General features: G+C 68.5%; 19 protein-coding genes and 3 pseudogenes. 11 read left to right on the forward strand and 11 right to left on the reverse strand.

Going from position 1 to position 15985, the window contains the following annotated elements; genetic code table 11:
- Positions 1–3: 3 nt before the first annotated feature.
- Together ACGFNV_RS35855 and ACGFNV_RS35860 are read right to left on the reverse strand one after the other, a co-directional pair.
- Positions 4–939, reverse strand: coding sequence for an anti-sigma factor RsbA family regulatory protein (locus ACGFNV_RS35855; RefSeq protein ID WP_393628383.1), 936 nt, complete (start codon positions 937–939; stop codon positions 4–6).
- Positions 936–1289: an STAS domain-containing protein gene (locus ACGFNV_RS35860; protein WP_393628385.1), complete on the reverse strand. Its 354-nt coding sequence runs from the start codon at positions 1287–1289 to the stop codon at positions 936–938. The genes ACGFNV_RS35855 and ACGFNV_RS35860 overlap by 4 nt, the downstream gene beginning before the upstream one ends.
- A gap of 571 nt (positions 1290–1860) precedes the next feature.
- Between ACGFNV_RS35860 and ACGFNV_RS35865 the strand changes: the two genes are divergently transcribed.
- Positions 1861–2145 carry an ANTAR domain-containing protein gene (locus ACGFNV_RS35865; protein WP_393628387.1) on the forward strand — a complete coding sequence of 95 codons (285 nt, stop codon included), beginning with the start codon at positions 1861–1863 and terminating at the stop codon, positions 2143–2145.
- Here the strand turns inward: ACGFNV_RS35865 and ACGFNV_RS35870 are convergent.
- Positions 2131–2646, reverse strand: coding sequence for an ATP-binding protein (locus ACGFNV_RS35870; protein WP_393628388.1), 516 nt, complete (start codon positions 2644–2646; stop codon positions 2131–2133). The genes ACGFNV_RS35865 and ACGFNV_RS35870 overlap by 15 nt on opposite strands.
- A 147-nt stretch (positions 2647–2793) precedes the next feature.
- On the opposite strand from ACGFNV_RS35870, the gene ACGFNV_RS35875 reads away from it, so the two are divergent.
- A complete protein-coding gene (locus ACGFNV_RS35875; protein ID WP_393628390.1) occupies positions 2794–3171 on the forward strand; it encodes an STAS domain-containing protein in 378 nt (125 codons plus the stop codon).
- A gap of 37 nt (positions 3172–3208) precedes the next feature.
- Here ACGFNV_RS35875 and ACGFNV_RS35880 read toward each other — a convergent pair whose 3' ends face one another.
- The 5 genes and pseudogenes from ACGFNV_RS35880 to fxsT form a co-directional block, all read right to left on the reverse strand.
- Entirely contained in the window at positions 3209–3349 is a 141-nt protein-coding gene (locus ACGFNV_RS35880; protein ID WP_393628392.1) for a hypothetical protein, read from the reverse strand.
- A 364-nt stretch (positions 3350–3713) separates the two neighbouring features.
- Positions 3714–3836: a hypothetical protein gene (locus ACGFNV_RS35885; protein ID WP_393628393.1), complete on the reverse strand. Its 123-nt coding sequence runs from the start codon at positions 3834–3836 to the stop codon at positions 3714–3716.
- A 184-nt stretch (positions 3837–4020) separates the two neighbouring features.
- The gene (locus tag ACGFNV_RS35890) at positions 4021–4575 is read right to left on the reverse strand and encodes a hypothetical protein (RefSeq protein WP_393628394.1); all 555 of its coding nucleotides are present in this window, start codon (positions 4573–4575) and stop codon (positions 4021–4023) included.
- Positions 4576–4842: 267 nt separating this feature from the next.
- Positions 4843–5563, reverse strand: a pseudogene (locus ACGFNV_RS35895) (IS6 family transposase).
- Positions 5564–5691: 128 nt separating this feature from the next.
- Positions 5692–8511, reverse strand: a complete 2820-nt coding sequence (gene fxsT / locus ACGFNV_RS35900; RefSeq protein ID WP_393628395.1) for an FxSxx-COOH system tetratricopeptide repeat protein — start codon at positions 8509–8511, stop codon at positions 5692–5694.
- A 172-nt stretch (positions 8512–8683) separates the two neighbouring features.
- Here fxsT and ACGFNV_RS35905 point away from each other — a divergent pair.
- Positions 8684–9403, forward strand: a pseudogene (locus tag ACGFNV_RS35905) (IS6 family transposase).
- A gap of 102 nt (positions 9404–9505) precedes the next feature.
- Here ACGFNV_RS35905 and ACGFNV_RS35910 read toward each other — a convergent pair.
- Positions 9506–10384, reverse strand: a complete 879-nt coding sequence (locus ACGFNV_RS35910) for a LysR family transcriptional regulator (RefSeq protein WP_393628397.1) — start codon at positions 10382–10384, stop codon at positions 9506–9508.
- Between the two features lie 71 nt (positions 10385–10455).
- On the opposite strand from ACGFNV_RS35910, the gene ACGFNV_RS35915 reads away from it, so the two are divergent.
- Both ACGFNV_RS35915 and ACGFNV_RS35920 read left to right on the forward strand, forming a co-directional pair.
- Entirely contained in the window at positions 10456–11874 is a 1419-nt protein-coding gene (locus ACGFNV_RS35915; RefSeq protein ID WP_393628399.1) for an EamA family transporter, read from the forward strand.
- Positions 11871–12317: a GNAT family N-acetyltransferase gene (locus tag ACGFNV_RS35920; RefSeq protein ID WP_393628401.1), complete on the forward strand. Its 447-nt coding sequence runs from the start codon at positions 11871–11873 to the stop codon at positions 12315–12317. The genes ACGFNV_RS35915 and ACGFNV_RS35920 overlap by 4 nt, the downstream gene beginning before the upstream one ends.
- A 37-nt stretch (positions 12318–12354) precedes the next feature.
- Here the strand turns inward: ACGFNV_RS35920 and ACGFNV_RS35925 are convergent.
- A pseudogene (locus ACGFNV_RS35925) lies at positions 12355–12559 on the reverse strand (site-specific integrase); the annotation flags it as partial.
- Positions 12560–12656: 97 nt separating this feature from the next.
- Entirely contained in the window at positions 12657–12842 is a 186-nt protein-coding gene (locus ACGFNV_RS35930) for a DUF1737 domain-containing protein (protein ID WP_393628402.1), read from the reverse strand.
- 90 nt (positions 12843–12932) lie between these two features.
- Between ACGFNV_RS35930 and ACGFNV_RS35935 the strand changes: the two genes are divergently transcribed.
- From ACGFNV_RS35935 to ACGFNV_RS35960, 6 genes are all read left to right on the forward strand, one after another.
- Positions 12933–13190, forward strand: coding sequence for a Ku protein (locus ACGFNV_RS35935; RefSeq protein WP_393628574.1), 258 nt, complete (start codon positions 12933–12935; stop codon positions 13188–13190).
- Positions 13191–13348: 158 nt separating this feature from the next.
- A complete protein-coding gene (locus tag ACGFNV_RS35940; protein WP_393628404.1) occupies positions 13349–13900 on the forward strand; it encodes a hypothetical protein in 552 nt (183 codons plus the stop codon).
- A gap of 153 nt (positions 13901–14053) precedes the next feature.
- A complete protein-coding gene (locus ACGFNV_RS35945) occupies positions 14054–14293 on the forward strand; it encodes a hypothetical protein (RefSeq protein WP_393628406.1) in 240 nt (79 codons plus the stop codon).
- Positions 14290–14631, forward strand: coding sequence for a helix-turn-helix domain-containing protein (locus ACGFNV_RS35950; RefSeq protein ID WP_393628407.1), 342 nt, complete (start codon positions 14290–14292; stop codon positions 14629–14631). Before ACGFNV_RS35945 ends, ACGFNV_RS35950 begins: the two co-directional genes overlap by 4 nt.
- Positions 14632–14875: 244 nt before the next feature.
- A complete protein-coding gene (locus ACGFNV_RS35955; RefSeq protein ID WP_393628408.1) occupies positions 14876–15472 on the forward strand; it encodes a hypothetical protein in 597 nt (198 codons plus the stop codon).
- A complete protein-coding gene (locus ACGFNV_RS35960) occupies positions 15469–15885 on the forward strand; it encodes a hypothetical protein (RefSeq protein ID WP_099918330.1) in 417 nt (138 codons plus the stop codon). The genes ACGFNV_RS35955 and ACGFNV_RS35960 overlap by 4 nt, the downstream gene beginning before the upstream one ends.
- Positions 15886–15985: the final 100 nt, after the last annotated feature.

Raw genomic sequence — 15985 nt, forward strand, 5'->3', positions numbered from 1 at the left:
CTGTCACAAGCTGAGGTAGAAGCGCACGGTCGTGCCGTCGTCGCCGGTGTGCATGCGCACCAGGTCGGCCACGTAGTTGACCAGCATCAGGCCCCGGCCGCCCAGCTGGCCGTGCTCCGGCGGGCGGCGGCCGGCCAGCGGATCGGTCAGCCGGCCCGTATCGCGGACCTCACACACCAGCTGCCCCTGCTCGGCCCAGATGGCGAGTGTCCCGTGGCCTCCGCCGTGGACGACGCTGTTGGTTGTCAGCTCCGCGACCGCCAGCTCCACATCCATCAGCCGCTCCCCGGTCATGCCCAGCCGCATCGCCTGAGCGAGAGCGAACTGGCGGACCGCCGGAAGGTCCTCGCCACCGTAGGAGAAGGCCGCGGCGTCCGGTGCAGGCGCCAGCGCCTGGTTGTACCGGTCGACGATCGCCTGCCAGTCGTAGGCGTCGCTGACCGACTCACGTCCCTCCCCGCTGATGAGGGTCGGGTGGGTGACCTTCGCATCGGCGATCACCTCCGGGTCCAGCCGCACCTCGTCGTAGGGGCACAGGATCGTCACCGCCCGGCCCTCGAACGCGGTGTTGATCAGCGCCTCGTGCTGCGCGCACGCCGGGTACTCCACCGCGCTGCGTCCGGCCCAGATCGGCTCGCCGATGATCCGCACGCGCCCCTTCGGGTGGGCGTCGGCGAATCCGCGCAGCACCTTGGGGATGATCCGCCCCGGGTTGCGGCCGGCCTCGGTCATGTCCAGGAACAGGATGCCCTCGGCGTCCCCGCCCAGACCTGTCTTGATCAGTTCCAGGTTGGGGCCGGGCACCGCCACGGCCATCGGCTCGCCGTTGGTCAGGCCCTCGCGCAGGAAGGCCACCGTCTGCTGCGTGTACTCCTGCTCGGTGCGGTAGAAGAGGGCAGGGTGCACGAACGTCTCGTGGGTGGTCACCGTGCTCGTCACAGAGCCACCTCGATCCGGTCCAGGCCCGGCCAGAACATCTCCAAAACCCGCGGCAGCTGCGGCGGGGGATTCTCGACCACAACCTTGCCGTCGGGCAGGTTCATGGCGGTGACCGCCAGCGCGGTTACCCCGGCCACGTCGACGAACGCCACATCCGACAGCTCCACGTACGACACGCCCGCGTGCCGCCGGGCCAGCTCGGACAGGGCCTGCTCCCAAGACGGGCGAGTGAGGGCGCTGATCTCACCGCGGGCTCGTATCCCGGAACGACCGGGCAACGGGCTCACCTCCAACGCGGCCCTCCCGGGCTCCGCCGGGGCGGGCCAGCCCACCGCATGTGGGGCATCCACGCTCGGACTCCTTCACATCAAGCCGCCTGCCGACCGTCCCGGCACAGGCAGAGGAAAAGCTCCGCCGACGGGGCAGTGTATCCAGGCGGCAGACACGCCTGGTTCTGCAAATGGGAGCGAGCAACCTGTAGTCGGCCGATATGCCTGTATGCGTCTCATGCCCGGTCAGGGGCGCCTCTCGCCCAAGACTCGCGCAACAGTAAGACGCACCTTGGCGCGGTTCGGGCTCGAGGGCTGGAAGGCCGAGTGGCGGCAAGGGCATCGATGCCGCGGTCACTCACCCCAGCGCGCACCTACGCGCTCCCAGGGTTCGGCGTCTGCGCGGGAATGCCCTGCAACCAGGTGGTGACTCGTCTGCAGTGGGGTTGGGAAGCAAGCCCCCCGCGGGTGTCCTCCGGAACTACTGCCGGGGGACTCACGCGTAGTGACGCGCTGGAATCGGATGGATGCGGACTGGGAACCGGGGCAGGCGTGTGAGAGTGCCCCTGTCCGATGTCTTTCTCGGTGATTGCCTTGGCCTCATCCGTCCATCCCCGTCCACAGTCCACATCGGCGTCGGCCGGATGAGCTGGTGGAAGGGCTGGAACGGTTGCGGGCGGAGAACCGGCAGCTGCAGCAGGCCCTCGCCTCGCACGCCGTCGTCGACCAGGCCATCGGCGTCCTGACCGTCCTGGGACAGATATCCCCGTGCGACGGCTTCACGATGCTGCGGGAGGTCTCCCAGCACACCAACATCGAGCTGAACCAGGTCGCTGAACAGGTCCTCAAACACGGTCAGGGCTCGGCGCTGCCCGATGTCCTTCTCGGGGAACTTCACGCGGCTCTGGCCCGCCACGCCGCCTCACGCCCTGTCTGATTGGGGGCGGCCTGCGTCGTCTACAGGGGCCGACCCCCGGCGATGGCGCCGCCGGGGGTCGTCCAGGAGGGCGATGCGGGCGGTGATGCCCTTGCCGACTGGCTCCCGCTGCGCTTCGAAGCCCTGGGCGACGGCCATGACGCTCTCCAGACCGTGCTGGCCCACCCGTCCCGCGTCGGCGGCCCTCGCCACCGGCAGCACCGGATCGCAGTCCCACACCACCACCTCGACCGCGTCGCCGACGATGCGCAGGTCCATCAGCACCGGGCCCGGCGCGTACTTACGGGCGTTGGTGACCAGTTCGCTGACCACCAGCCGGGTGAGGTCCATGGCACACTGCGAGACCGGCAGGCCGTACTCGGCCTGCACACGGGTGAGGAAGCCGGCGGCGAGGTGGCGGGCGCGGGCGATGCACGTGCCGTCGCCTTCCAGGGCCACCGTGGTCTGTATGGCTTGCTCATCCGGTACCGCGCTGTCCTCACCCACCGGGGCTGGTTCCATCGCGGCTCGCTTCTCCTACCCCGTTCACACCCCCGCGCGTACCCGCGCATGCCTAGTACACGCTTTACGCCTTCGGTAGGAAGGCATTACCCGGGCTGTGCAGGGCAGCACTGCAGGTGAAGGGCCTGGTGTGCCAGGATCACCGACATGGCTGAGGGAGAGATGGCGGACACCGGACAAGCTGAGCAGCCGGGTCAGCTGTCGGTCGTCTCCGCCGCCACCGACGGCATCCGCGTGCTGACCCTGGCGGGTGAGATCGACCATGACACCGGCCAGGCGCTCCGCCAGGCCCTGGACGCCTCCGGCGCTCCCCGCCCCCGCATCGTGGTCGATCTGAGCAGGGTCACCTTCATGGACTCCACCGGCATCAACATCTTCGTCGCCGCCCACCGCCCCCTCACCGAGACCGGCGGCTGGATACGTCTGGCCGCACCCGGCGAAGCCGTGATGCGCACTCTGCAGATTGTCGGCGTCGACGCAGTGATCGACTGCCGTGAAACCCTCCACCAAGCCCTCGGCAACTGACCGATCCCCCGTACCGGCCATGTGCTGACCGATCGGCTCAGTGCTGATGGTGGTCGCGTTTGGACAGGTAGAGGGGACTGAGCTGGCGCCAGTAGCCGTGCACGAGGTCTTCTGCCTCCTGCACCGCCCGCTGAGCGTGTGGCGCGTCCGTCGGCAGGTGTTGCTCGGCTTGGACCATGGTGGATCCCCTGCGCCGGATCTCCCTCAGTGCCGTCCAGCGCGAGGCCCGGCGGGCTACGGCAGCATTGCGCGGCCTGGCACTTCGGCCCGCCAGGCACCAGCGCGTGAGCAGTATCGCGGCCACCACTGACAATGCGCTGGCGGCATAGACCTCATGACCTGCCACTGGCTCCTCCTGCCGGACACCCGTTCGGACCGTGCCGGGTTCATGTGCCCCGGTATCGCATCGTCAACGTCACAGCTGGGCTAAGAAACCCTCACAAGCCATCACCGCGTGGTGGGGGGTCGGTACTCAGGCGGCCAGCGGCACGTTCGCCGGGCCTGCTCGACCCGGCCCGGCGCGGCCATGGTGGACAGGGTGCTCATTCTGCGACGGGTGCGCCGCAGACGGGGACCGTGTAGCCGATCAGGACGTCGTCCAGCTCCAGGCCCTCGGCAGGGTCGAACGAGTCTGTGACGAACTGGGCGGCAGCGTTGTTCAGCACGGTGCACGCCAGCTCGTACGCGGGGCCGGGAGCCGAGCCGGGCGGTCGGCGGAACCGACGGTGATCGGATCCATACTGGCAAGACAGCCGGCTCAGGCGCGCTTCCGTCCACGGCAGCACGGCGAACGGGGCGGCGTAGCCGGGCGGGCGGATCTCACACCTATGCCCGGCGGGTCCCACTGAGTCAGGTGTACTCGTCCACGATGTCGACGATCAGCTTGGCCGCTTCATCGCGTGAGATGAAGCCTTGGCGTTCGGCATCCCGGACTCGGGCGATGCGATCCCGCGCTGGTTGCGGGAGCGTGGCCTCGGTGCGCCGGTGGACAGGTCCGCCGCCTGCGCCGGGCGGACGTTGCAGTGCGTTCCGCCACTCCCCAGTTCGCGCACTCCACAAGGGGTAGGTGACCCGAGTCTTGAGTTTCTGGTAGGCCTGCGTCACCTCAGCAAAGAGGCTCGGCAGGTTGTAGCTGGGTGGCATCTGGGGGACGAATTCCCAGACGCCGGAGGACAATTGTTGAAACCTGTACTCGACGGGGGATTTGGTAGGACCAAGTCCTACGTCTTCCAGTGCCCAGTCCGAGATCGGGTAGGAGTACCACTTGCCAGTAGGCGGGTGCCATCTCCACCGTTCGGGAGTATCCAAGCCGCGCAAGTGGACCTCTAGCCCGGCGGTGAACCGCTCGTAGGCGGGGTCAGGCGGAGGGGCGAAGGGGGACTTGAACTGCGGAAAGTCGCTCATGTCTCCAAGCATGGGACGGTCCACTCGTGGGCGCAGCTCGTGCCGCCGGGCCCTACGGAGGCGTCGTCTGGGCCAGCCTCGGTGATTGCGCGGACGGCCCGGCCCGCTGGCACGACGGGCGATGAACGCCTGCCAGACGCTGATGGCCGCCCGCCACCACGGCGGCGAACACCGCGCTCAGCGCGATCCATGGCGCTGTCACGTTGTTGGGTGGGTAGGTGTCTGATGGTGCGGCGTGGTGTGGTGGAGCCCGGTTGGGGGCTGTGTTCAGGCCGTGGTGGCGAGGCCGGCGACGCCGGTGATCTGCTCCCAGATTGCGAAGCGGACGGTCATCTCGGCTTGGTAGTCGTGTGCGGGCATCAGGTGGCGGCGGGGCCGGAAGTGGGGCGAGATGCCGCTGAACGCGGACAGAAACCGCTGGGCCCCGCCCACCGAGCGGAAGCCCTTCATCGCCCGTTCGCGCTGCCTGGTGGGCTGGTGGCTGTTCTCCGCCCGGTTGTTCAGGTACTTCGACTGACGGTGCTCGACGCAGGGCATGACCTCGCGGTGGGCCGCTCCGTAGGAGCGGAGCTTGTCAGTGACGACCACCCGCGGCACCGCGCACGTCTTCTTCAGAAGTCTGCGGAAGAAGCGACTGGCGGCGGCCTTGTCCCGCCGGTTCTGCAGCAGGATGTCCAGGACGTGCCCGTCCTGGTCGACGGCCCGCCACAGGTACCGCTGCATGCCGTTGATCTTGATGAAGACTTCGTCCAGGTGCCACTTGTCACCCGGCCGAGGCTGTCGGCGGCGCAGCGCGTTGGCGTACTGCTGCCCGAACTTGCCACACCACCGCCGCACCGTCTCATAGGAGACGGTCACGCCGCGCTCGAGCATCAGTTCCTCGACCTCACGGAGGCTGAGTGGGGAAGCGGTGGTACAGCCACACGCAGTGGGAGATGACCTCAACCGGGTACCGGTGCCCCTTGTACGACAGCAACGCGCTCCCCATGGACGACCCCTCCCAGCCTGATCGACCCGAAGATCATCTCACCGGTCAGCCAACGTGACAGCGCCTCGTCGGGGGTTGGTCGCGTTGGGCCCGCCCGTGCCTTCGTGCGGTGCCTGTGGGGGCGGCTCCTAGCGTCGCGAGGGGCGCAACCAGGTCTGTCGCCGTCGTGCAGCACGCCAGGCAGCCGAAGCTGCCTCCAGGTCGTCGCGGGTGCGCACGGTGTGTGGGTGCTCAGGGCCCAGCACACGGACGCGGTCAGCGAGGGTCTGTCGCAGCAGGCGTACCGCCCCTTCTTGCTCGCCCATCCTGGCCAGTGCGCTGGCGAGGTTGTGGCGGCTGGTCAGGGTATCGGGGTGGTTGAGGCCCAGCACACGGATGCGGTCGTCAACGGTCTGCCGGTGCAGGCGGACCGCCTCCGCATGTTCGCCCATCCCGTCCAGGGTGAGAGCGAGGCTGTCACGGCTGGCCAGGGTGTGCGGATGCAAGACTCCCAGTACACGGGCGTGGTCATTAAGAACCTCTTGCAGTAGCCGTTCCGCTTCCGCATGCTCGCCCATCCTGGCCAGTGCGCTGGCGAGGTTGTGGCGGCTGAGCAAGGTGAGGTGATGTTCGGGGCCCAGCACACGGATGCGGTCGTCAACGGTCTGCCGGTGCAGGCGGACCGCCTCCGCATGTTCGCCCATCCCGTCCAGGGCGAGACCGAGGCTGTCACGGCTGGCCAGGGTGCGCGGATGCAAGACTCCCAGCACACGGGCACGGTCGGCGAGGGTGTGCCGCAGCAAAGACACCGCTTCTGCATGCTGCCCCGTCCCGTCTAGGGCACAGGCGAGGTCATGACGGCTGATCAGAGTGTCAGGGTGCGCGGGGCCCAGGACACGGCTACGGTCCTCCAGGGTCTGCCGGAGCAGCAGTATCGCCTCAACTGGCTCGCCCATTCCGAACAAGGCGTTGGCCAGGTGGTTGCGGCTGGTCAAGGTGTCGGGGTGCTGGGGACCCAGGGTGCGGCTCTCGAAGTCGAGGAGGCGTTCGTGGAGCAGACGGGCTGCACTGAAGGCGCCAGCGTGCTCCAGTACTTGCGCGAGCGTACCGAGAGCGGTGCGGTGATGTGTGGAGAAGCAAGGGTCCGGGAGGTCGAGCAGCATTGGCAGGTGAGGGGCGAGGAGTACGGCGGCAGGCCAACCGGCGCGCCCCTGCTCGTCTACCTCGTGCACGGCCGCGGTCAACCGCTCGGCAAGGGCTTGGTGCCACGTGGCGAGATGGGATGCCCCGGCCGCTAGAGCGACGGCATTGATCTCTCGGATCAAAGGGTGCAGCACCACCTGCGCCGGGTCGCTGATGCCCGATGCCTGCCCGGCGTTGCCGGGAGAGTAAGGAAGGTCAAGCAGGCCATACCGGTGCAGACCTGCAAACGCAGCCTCCAACGCTGGGACGGTGACGTCGTCTCCCGTGACGGCAGACAGCAGGTCCGGGGTGATGAGGGACAGCGGGACGGGAGCTTCGGCCAGTACGGCTAGTAGTCGCAACACGGGGCGGGCCAAAGCGTTGCCTTCCCGGGCGAGCTGGTCCAGGGACACCTCCCAGGTGTGCCGCACCACAGTGCGGGCGACTCGCGGATGAGAGGCGTCCGGGTGTTCGGCTCCCAGCAGGAGGGGCAGTTCACGCTCCAGGGCCTGGCGGTAGGTGGTGAAGGTGCGGTAGCGGCTGGTAGGCGCGGCCAGGTAAGTACCGGCCGCGTGCAGCGCCAGCGGAAGCCCGCCCAGCCGCATGGCCAGGTCCCGAGCCTGCTCGGCTGTGCCAGCTGCGGGAGCAGCGTCGACCAGGATCTGGCCTGCAGGCTGTGCGGGCAGCGGCTTCAAGGGCAGTAGCCGGGCACGCGGCCCCCATGTCTGCGGGCTGCAATCTCGGCTAGTCATCACCAGCAGGCCTCGGCCGTGTGGGCGGATCCAACCGCGGTAATCGGCCAACGGTTCCCCTGCCGGGCCGATCTCTTGCGGCTCGTCGGCGTTGTCCAACACCAGCAGCCACCGCCGGGCCTGGCCCAGCTGCCGCCACACTACATCGGGCAGACTCGCCCGCCCGGCCCGCGCGGACTCCAACTCTGCCTCGGGCAGCCCACAAGCCAGTGCCGTCTGCACCATCTGCTGCGCCAGCTCGGCGGAATCGCGCCAGCGCACCCAAAACACTCGCCAGCCCGCCGCGTTGGCCTGCGAGGCGAACTGCGCGGCTACCGTTGTTTTCCCCATTCCGCCAGCCGCGCACAACACCGCGAACCGTCCTCGTGGCCGCCGCAGCATGCCTGCCAACTCGGCCAGCTCGGTTTCGCGTCCGCGCACGCGCTCCACATGTGGGGGGCGCAAGGAATCCTGCTGGCCCCTGGCCGGTCGGCCCACCGGTCCCAGCCGCGCTGGCGGTCTTGCTGCAACATCCAGCCGTCGGGTCCACAACACCAGCCCGATGCTGGCCAACACCAGCACGGCGAACAGCGGCCAGATTACCCACGCGTGAGCCGCCCATCCTGGCACGGCGGCACTGGCGTAGTTGGTCACCAGCCCCAGCCCCGCCGCCACGACTGCAGCAGTCCCCGTCACGGCCATCCCAGCCCACGCACCCTGCCTACGCCGCATCGTCACCACCCCCCGGTCCACCGTCATCAGCATGCCCAAACCGAGACCACCTGCGCAGGAGGTTGAAAGACTGGTGGTCAAGCTGGTGAGGCGCCCCTCTCTCACGTCCAGCACACCCGTTTCGAAAGAGCCGGCAATCAGGTAGCCCCGGTGCCGGGCGGTATCGAACTTGCTGGGTACGTAGCCGCGTACCGGGCTGGGTACTTTCACGCGAACGCTGACAGCTTGCAGCGATGGCGTGCCGACTCGGGGGTGCGTCGAGCTGCTCCGCTTCTGACGCAGATGCTGCTGCCACCACGAATACGAGACCGGGTCGGCGGCCACGGATTGGCCCCTGAGACCTGACCGCAGCCCGCACCAGCCTCCGCAGGATGATCCGTGACGAAAACCTTCGGTGAGCGATCACAACATCGCTGGCACAGGGACAGAAGGGGCTGTCACGTTGGTTGGCCGGGTGGGATGATCTTCTGGTTGACTGTGCTGGAGGGGGCTGTCTGTGGGGGCCGTGTCGCTGTCGTACAAGGGGCATCGGTATCCGGTCGAGGTCATCTCCCATTGTGTGTGGCTGTACTTCCGCTTCCGCTGTCGTTCCGCGAGATCGAGGAGCTCATGCTCGAGCGCGGGATCGTCGTCTCCTACGAGACGATCCGCCGCTGGTGCGCCAAGTTCGGGCAGACCTATGCCAACGCGCTGCGCCGCCGACAGCCCCAGCCCGGGGACAAGTGGCACCTGGACGAAGTCTTCATCAAGATCAACGGGGAACAGAAGTACTTGTGGCGGGCTGTCGACCAGGACGGCAATGTCCTGGACATCCTGGCGCAGAACCGGCGGGACAAGGCCGCGGCCAGGCGTTTCTTCCGCAGGCTGCCTGAAGAAGACCGGTGCGGTGCCGCGGGTGATCGTCACCGACAAGCTCCGCTCCTACGGCGCGGCTCATCGCGAGGTCATGCCCTCCGTCGAGCACCGGCAGTCGAAGTATCTGAACAACCGGGCGGAGAACAGCCACCAGCCCGCCAGGCAACGCGAACGGGCGATGAAAAACTTCCGCTCCGTCGGCGGAACCCAGCGGTTCCTGTCCGCGTTCAGAGGGATCTCGCCCCACTTCCGGCCCCGCCGCCATCTGATGCCAGCACACCACTACCGCGCCGAGATGACCGTCCGCTTCGCGATTTGGGACCAGATCGCCGGCGTCGCCAGCCCAGCCGCCACGGCCTGACCACAGCCCGGAACCGGGCTCCACCACGCCACGACGTGCCATCAGACACCTACCCACCCAACAACGTGACAGCGCCGACCGACGGGCACTGGACTCCGCCTCCTACATGCTCCCAGTCTTCTCGCTCCTCCGGAGTATGTCCTGGAACGCCTGGACCGTAGCAGGTGGCGGGGTCCCAGCCCGGGTGTCGAGCAGGACCCGGCGACGGGACGCCGGGCGGAGCGGCAGGGCCGTGATGCCCTGGCGTGAGGCGAGGCTCAGCTCGGGCACGACGGTGACGCCGAGGCCGGCTCGCACCATGGCCAGCAGAGTGGCCATCTCCCGCACCCGCTGTGCCACGCGCAGTGGGAGACCGGCCGCGGCGTGCAGCTCGTCGAGCAGCGGCTCGCAGCCGCCGTCGGAGACCAGCAGCGGGTCATCCTGAAGGTCCGCCAGGGCTACATCGGGCTCGGCGGCCAGCGGGTGCCGCTTGTCGACGACGGCCACCATCCGGTCGGCGGCCAGCACCAGATCGGAGGCAGCCGGCGGCGCAAGGCTCGCGCGCATTCCCAGGTCGATCAGCCCATCCGCAAGCCACTGCGCGACCTCCTGATCAGTCCCCTCCCACAGAGCGACCTCAATGCCGGGGTGGATCCGGCGCAGTTCGGCGATCAGCGGCGGGAGCAGCTGGCAGGCCGAAGGAAAGCCGCCGATGCGCAGCCGTCCGCGGCGCAGGCCACGAACGGCGGCCGCCTCCTCCTCGATCAGTTCCACCTGGCGCAGCGCGGACCTGGCGTGCACCAGAATTCGCTCGCCCAGGCCGGTCAGCCGAACGCCGTCACGCCCACGGCTGATGAGGGCCGCCCCGATCTCCCGTTCCAGAGCGGCCACGGCATGACTGACGGCCGACTGCGTAAGCCCGATCTCGTCGGACGCCGACGTGAAGCCGCCGGCGTCCACGACAGCGACGAAAGCACGCAGCTGCCGAAGCCCAAGTGACATGAAATCTCTTCATCCTCATATGAAGGCCATCTGTTTGCCTCATGTTCGCATCCGGCTCGACGCTGCTCCCCATGAACCTGCGCAGTCTCGCGTCGCTGACCGCCCTGGGAGCCCTGTGGGGTGCGTCGTTCCTCTTCATCAGGGTCGCCGTACCTCAGTGGGGCCCAGTCGCGCTGATCGAGGCCCGGTGCCTGCTCGCGGGCGCCGCGCTGTGGCTGGTACTGCGGGCGCTGCACCAGGAGCGCCCCACCTGGCGGCAGCACGGGAGCGGGAGGCGTTACCTCACGCTGGGCGCGGTGTCAGCAGCACTGCCATTCACGCTCATCGCCGCCGCCGAGCTGCGCCTGCCTGCCTCTTTGGCGGCCACCCTCAACGCCACCACTCCACTGTTCGCCCTGCTCATCGGCGCGTCACGGGGACAGGAAAGGCTGACGGCGTGCCGCGTCGGCGGCGTGCTCGTGGGCGTGGGCGGCGTCGCGGTCCTCGTCGGGCTGGGTCCCGTCAGGCCAGACGCGCCCCTGCTGCTCGCCGTAACCGCCAGCCTGCTGGCCGCGCTGTGCCTCGGCCTGGGCGGGGTGTACGCGGCCCGGCACTTCGCCACGGTCCCCCCGACCGCCGTGGCCGCCGGCCAGCAACTGGCCGCCGCCGCCCTGCTGCTGCCGCTGCTGCCGTTCGCGCCACCCCCGGAGCTGCCCGGCGCACGCAGTACCTGGGCGGTCCTGGCGCTGGCCCTGCCCTGCACCGCGCTCGGCTTCGCCCTTTTCTACCGGATCGTCGCAGCGCACGGACCGGTCACGGCACTGACCGTGACCTTCCTGGTCCCGGTGTTCGGCGTGCTGTGGGGCGCGCTGCTGCTGGACGAGCCGCTGACCCCCAGCATGCTGATCGGCCTGGCCGCCGTGCTGGCCAGCGTCGTCCTCGTCACACGTCGGCCGGGCGCTACCGTCACCGGCATGACGAGCGATGCCCCCGAAGGCCCGCCGACCGTCGACGCCTCCAACCCGGTGGCGATTCTGACGGCCCGCGGCGTCCCGTTCCGCCTCCACCCGCATCCCGCGCTCGACACGCCGCAAGAGGTGTGCGCCGCGCTGGGTATCCCGCTGGAACAAACAGTCAAGACCTTGGCGTTCACCGCCCCCGACGACCGACTGGTGCTGGCCGCGCTGCCCGGCCACGCCCGGCTGCGGTATGGCCCACTGGCCCGCGCCGCCGGAGTGCGCCGTACGGATCTGACGTCGGCGCCCGCCGAGCGGCTGGAGAAGCTGGACATGCAGCCTGGCGGCATCTGCCCGGTGTGCGCGGACGAGTCGGCGGTCGTCGTCTTCGACGAGAGACTGACGGATGCGGGGCGCATCTACTGCGGCAGCGGGCGGCGCGACAGCAGCGTCGAAATCGAGGCGAGCGAGCTGATCGCGCTGATCCCGGCGGCGAAGATCGCCGCCATCGCGGCGTTCGCCGATGCCCGGACGAAGGAGGAACGAGACGCGTGAACACCCCAGATGTCCGAGGCTGTCGAGATGCGAGGGCCGACGACGCGACGGACGCCTACCGGCTGCTGTGCGAGTTTGCGACCAGTTACCGGACCGATCGTGCCGTCTTCGATGCCGCGACATTCCCCGGTGTTATGGCGGCAGTCGGGAAAGGACGCGCAGAGTTTCTGATCGCCGAATCCGACGGGCAGGTCGCCGGATACGCCCTCGCGGCGCGGATGCCGACGCTGTTCGCAGGCGGAACTGTCCTGCAGCTCCTGGAGTTGGCGGTCCATGAACCGCTGCGCGGGCGCGGGCTGGGCTCGCTGCTGGTGCGGGAGACGCTGATACGGGCCATGCGGGCGGGCGACGCCGAGATGGTCGTGCCCACTCGCCGGGCTGCCGACTTCTACCGGCGCCTGGGTTTCGTCGAAACCGCCACCTATCTCAAAGTCGTCCCGTAGCGGGCACTATCGGGCCTGGACCCGAAGTTCCGCTGATTCAGCGCCTGCTGTCGCCGGGCGCGAGCAGGCTCGTGACCTCGGCCATCGCCTCCGGGGACGGCTTGAAGTACCGGCGGACGACCTCCGGCTTCTTGTGCCGCGACTTGGCCACGAGCATCAGCAGCGAGTCGCCCTGCTCACCGAGGGGGCGGGGCGGAATGGCGGTATTCGTGCAGGTCCCATCCGGTGCCCAGCCCGCGAACAGGCCGCACGGGCCAGGGTGAGCCTCACACCCGCCCAACCCATGCAGGCCCTTCTCACGTCACGGACCGATCGCGAGCACCGCTCTTCACAAAGTCGCTACGACCGTGCCGGCCAGACCAGCGCCTGGGCGACGATGACGCTCTCACCGTTGAAGGTGACGGCGGGACCTTCGTGCAGTTCGTAGCCAAGACCAATCGCTTCGCTAACACGCTGGCAGAACGCGGCGTCGTCCTGGCCGGTCAAGATTCGATAGATAGGCAATCCGTCTGGTGGTGTGCTCATGAGAAGAAGGATTTCAGACTCACCCCCCGACCGAGCCAGCGGGCCAGCATGTCCGAAGTCCATCGCACCCAAGGTCGTTAGTTCGGAGAAATCCCCTATTCCGAGGTCGGGCGCGGTGTCGCCCTCCCGGACGGCCGCATGCTGCCGCTCTCCGAGGACGACCTTGCCCGCCTCCCGCTGCCGACCAAGCGCACGATCACGGTGGTGGGCTTCATCGAGCCGCAGGGCGTGGTCCCGATCAGCTATGACCGGCCGTACTGCGTCGCTCCCGCAGCGCCGGAGGCGGACCGCCCGTACGCGCTGAACCCCGGGGATATGCACCGAATGCAAGTCGACTTCTCGGTGTAACCCTTCTGCCTGGACCTCTGTCGCGGTCTCACGTTAGCGCCGAACTTCCCTTCTGAACTGGCCGGTTGCCGCCATTCGTGCATGTGATGCATGATTCGCGCAGCGGATGAGCTGAGGGGGAAGTGGTCAGTGCTGGAGGTGAGAGCAGTCGTGCTCGCATGCTGCTGCTCGACGGCGTTGCCCTGCTCCATCCCGAGGACGCTGTGTTCGAGGCGATGTTGGAGGGCTGGGCTCGCCAGCAGCGCGGGGGCCGCCGCTTGGCCACGGAGACGATCCTGGGGCGGCAGCGGATCGTGCGCCGGTTTATGGCGGGCATCAACGAGTACCCATGGACCTGGACTGCTGGCCACGTGGATGAGTGGATGACCTGTCTCATCGCGGAGGAGAAGCGGGCGAGATCGACGATCCGCAGCTATCAGGACGCTCTGAAGCTGTTCTGCGACTACATCACCTCGCCGTACTACCAGTGGCCCGAGGTGTGCGAGGCCCGCTTCGGCACCCACCCGGTGCAGGTCTGTCATGAGTGGAACACGGTCGCCCATCTGACGGACTACGAGGGACGGCCGGGCCGCCGGCCGATGACCCGGGAGGAGGTTCAACTCCTCCTGGATCACGCCGATGACCAGGTCGATCGCGCGATCAGGCTGGGCCGCAAGGGCGCACTCGCGGCGTACCGGGATGCGACCGTGTTCAAGGTCATCTACGGGTGAGGGCTGCGCTGCAACGAGACCTCTCGGCTCGATACGACTGACTTCTACCGCAATCCCAAGGCGCCGGAGCTGGGGCGGTTCGGTTCACTCCAGGTCCGCTACGGCAAGGCGAGCAGGGGTTCTGGGCCTCGCCGCCGGATGGTGCTCAGTGTCATGCCCTGGGCCGTGGAGGCGGTCCAGGACTACCTGGTCAATATCCGCCCGCGGTACCGGTGCAGCGGCGGGTCGGCGGTGTGGCTGACGGAGCGGGGCGGCCGGCTCAAGCCGCGTGAGATGGAGGAACGCTTCGCGGAGTACCGGGACGAACTGGGACTGGATGTCAGCGGGGACTTCATGAACACGATGATGCGTAAGGCGCTCGACCGTGCCTATGCGGCGGATCAGGAGACATGATGGCGGACAAGCTCGACTACCAGTGGCATCTGCGCACGGTCATGGCAAGCCACGGGCTGTTCTCGACCACGGATCTGCGGCCTCTGCTCGCCGAGCGGGGCATCGACCTCTCGCCGAGCCAGGTCTACCGCCTGGTGGTGGACAAGCCGGAGCGGCTCAGCTTGAAGACGCTGATGGCGCTGATGGACATCCTGGGCTGCCGGATGGAGGAGCTCATCGAACCGGTGGCCACCGCCTCCGCAGGCCGCCGGCGCGCAGCCGGCGGCGGTGCGGGCGAGGGAGGAGTCGGCGCCTTCAGGCCCAAGCGGGCCCGCATCACCGGGGACAGTGACGGGTGACGGCTGCCGAGGAGCCGCAGCGGTACGCCGCCGACCCGGACGGCGTGATCTGTGAAGCGGTGCTGTGCGCCGAGCCGCACCTGGATCCGGTGATTGTGGCGAGAGTGGTGGGTGAGGTGGCGCCGGATCGCACGCGCCGCCGCCGATTGGCCCGAAGCCTTCAGGAGGCTCCTGACCTGCTGACCTCCGGCCGGCCGGAAGGCCCACGGCTGGTGGTTTCCCCGGCTCGGAGATCGCCGTCGGGATGCAGCTCAAGCACGTCGCCACGAGGGCGCTCGCGAACACCACCACCCAGGGCTACACCGAGCCCTCGCCCGCCTGGGCCCACCTGAGAACCGCCATCAGCGAGCGCCGCTTCGAGCGACTGGCCGAGCTCTTCGCCGCCGACGGCCGCGGCGAGCCAATCGGCTACGGACCAGGCGCCGACCGCCTGCGCGAGACCTTCGCCGCCATCCGCGCCAAGGCCGCCGAGATGAGAGCGACCAACAAGGCACAGCGAGGCGACGTCCGCGTCGAACTCGACCTCCTTCGCCGCACGCGCCTGTCCGTCCGCTTCGGCAAGCTCAACCACTGCACCATGGATGACGCCAACCCAGTCGGCGCCAAATGTCTTGAGAACGCCATCGCCCCCGAAGGCCACCAAGGCCCTCTGATCGACCGGTGCCAGCCCTCGCGCTGCGCCAACAGCGTCATCGCCCCCGCCCACCAGCCCCTCTGGGCAGCAGAACGAGCCTCGCTGACTGACCTGCTCGCCACCCCAAAGCTCCCACCCAACCGGCGGGCCCTGCTCACTGAGCAGCTCAACGAAGTCGACCTCGTGATCCGAAAGGCCAGCCGATGACCCCGCCCACGGTCTCCGCCAAGACTGAGCAGACCCTTCGCGAGGCGATGGAACGGCTCTTCACCGGCAGACCCGCACGAACCGACGGCAAACTGACCAAGAACAACCTCTGGCGCGAAGCTGGCGTCAGCCGGGCCACCATGAACCGGGCCACCGCCGTCCTCGCAGAATGGGACGCTCGCGCTGGCCACAGCCCAGCCAGCCTCCGCGACCAACAGCAGCGCGACGAGATCAGCCGTCTGCGCCGACAGCTGAAGGACAACCGGAAAGAGCGTCACCGGCTCCGGCATCAGGTCGATGCCGCAGCAACCGTCATCGCCACCCTCCTCGCCGAAAACGCCGCACTCCGCCAGCAACTCGCAAACCGCTCCGCAATGGTCATCCCGTTGCAAGGCGCCAGCGAGGTTCGATGAACTGCGAAAACATGGCTGGCCGAGACTCAGGTGGCTTGCGCGAAAGTCGTCTGCCGCAGGTCAGGATGGGACACCACGGCCAAACCGCGCAGAGGGTGAC

Source organism: Streptomyces sp. NPDC048751, from assembly GCF_043198595.1.
GTDB lineage: Bacteria > Actinomycetota > Actinomycetes > Streptomycetales > Streptomycetaceae > Streptomyces.

Coding starts and splice junctions, on each gene's coding strand:
- ACGFNV_RS35870 (WP_393628388.1), bottom strand. CDS start 2,646: ATGGAACCAGCCCCGGTGGGTGAGGACAGCGCGGTACCGGATGAGCAA.
- ACGFNV_RS35875 (WP_393628390.1), top strand. CDS start 2,794: ATGGCTGAGGGAGAGATGGCGGACACCGGACAAGCTGAGCAGCCGGGT.
- ACGFNV_RS35880 (WP_393628392.1), bottom strand. CDS start 3,349: ATGGTCCAAGCCGAGCAACACCTGCCGACGGACGCGCCACACGCTCAG.
- ACGFNV_RS35890 (WP_393628394.1), bottom strand. CDS start 4,575: ATGAGCGACTTTCCGCAGTTCAAGTCCCCCTTCGCCCCTCCGCCTGAC.
- ACGFNV_RS35910 (WP_393628397.1), bottom strand. CDS start 10,384: ATGTCACTTGGGCTTCGGCAGCTGCGTGCTTTCGTCGCTGTCGTGGAC.
- ACGFNV_RS35915 (WP_393628399.1), top strand. CDS start 10,456: ATGAACCTGCGCAGTCTCGCGTCGCTGACCGCCCTGGGAGCCCTGTGG.
- ACGFNV_RS35930 (WP_393628402.1), bottom strand. CDS start 12,842: ATGAGCACACCACCAGACGGATTGCCTATCTATCGAATCTTGACCGGC.
- ACGFNV_RS35940 (WP_393628404.1), top strand. CDS start 13,349: ATGCTGCTGCTCGACGGCGTTGCCCTGCTCCATCCCGAGGACGCTGTG.
- ACGFNV_RS35945 (WP_393628406.1), top strand. CDS start 14,054: ATGCCCTGGGCCGTGGAGGCGGTCCAGGACTACCTGGTCAATATCCGC.
- ACGFNV_RS35950 (WP_393628407.1), top strand. CDS start 14,290: ATGATGGCGGACAAGCTCGACTACCAGTGGCATCTGCGCACGGTCATG.
- ACGFNV_RS35955 (WP_393628408.1), top strand. CDS start 14,876: ATGCAGCTCAAGCACGTCGCCACGAGGGCGCTCGCGAACACCACCACC.
- ACGFNV_RS35960 (WP_099918330.1), top strand. CDS start 15,469: ATGACCCCGCCCACGGTCTCCGCCAAGACTGAGCAGACCCTTCGCGAG.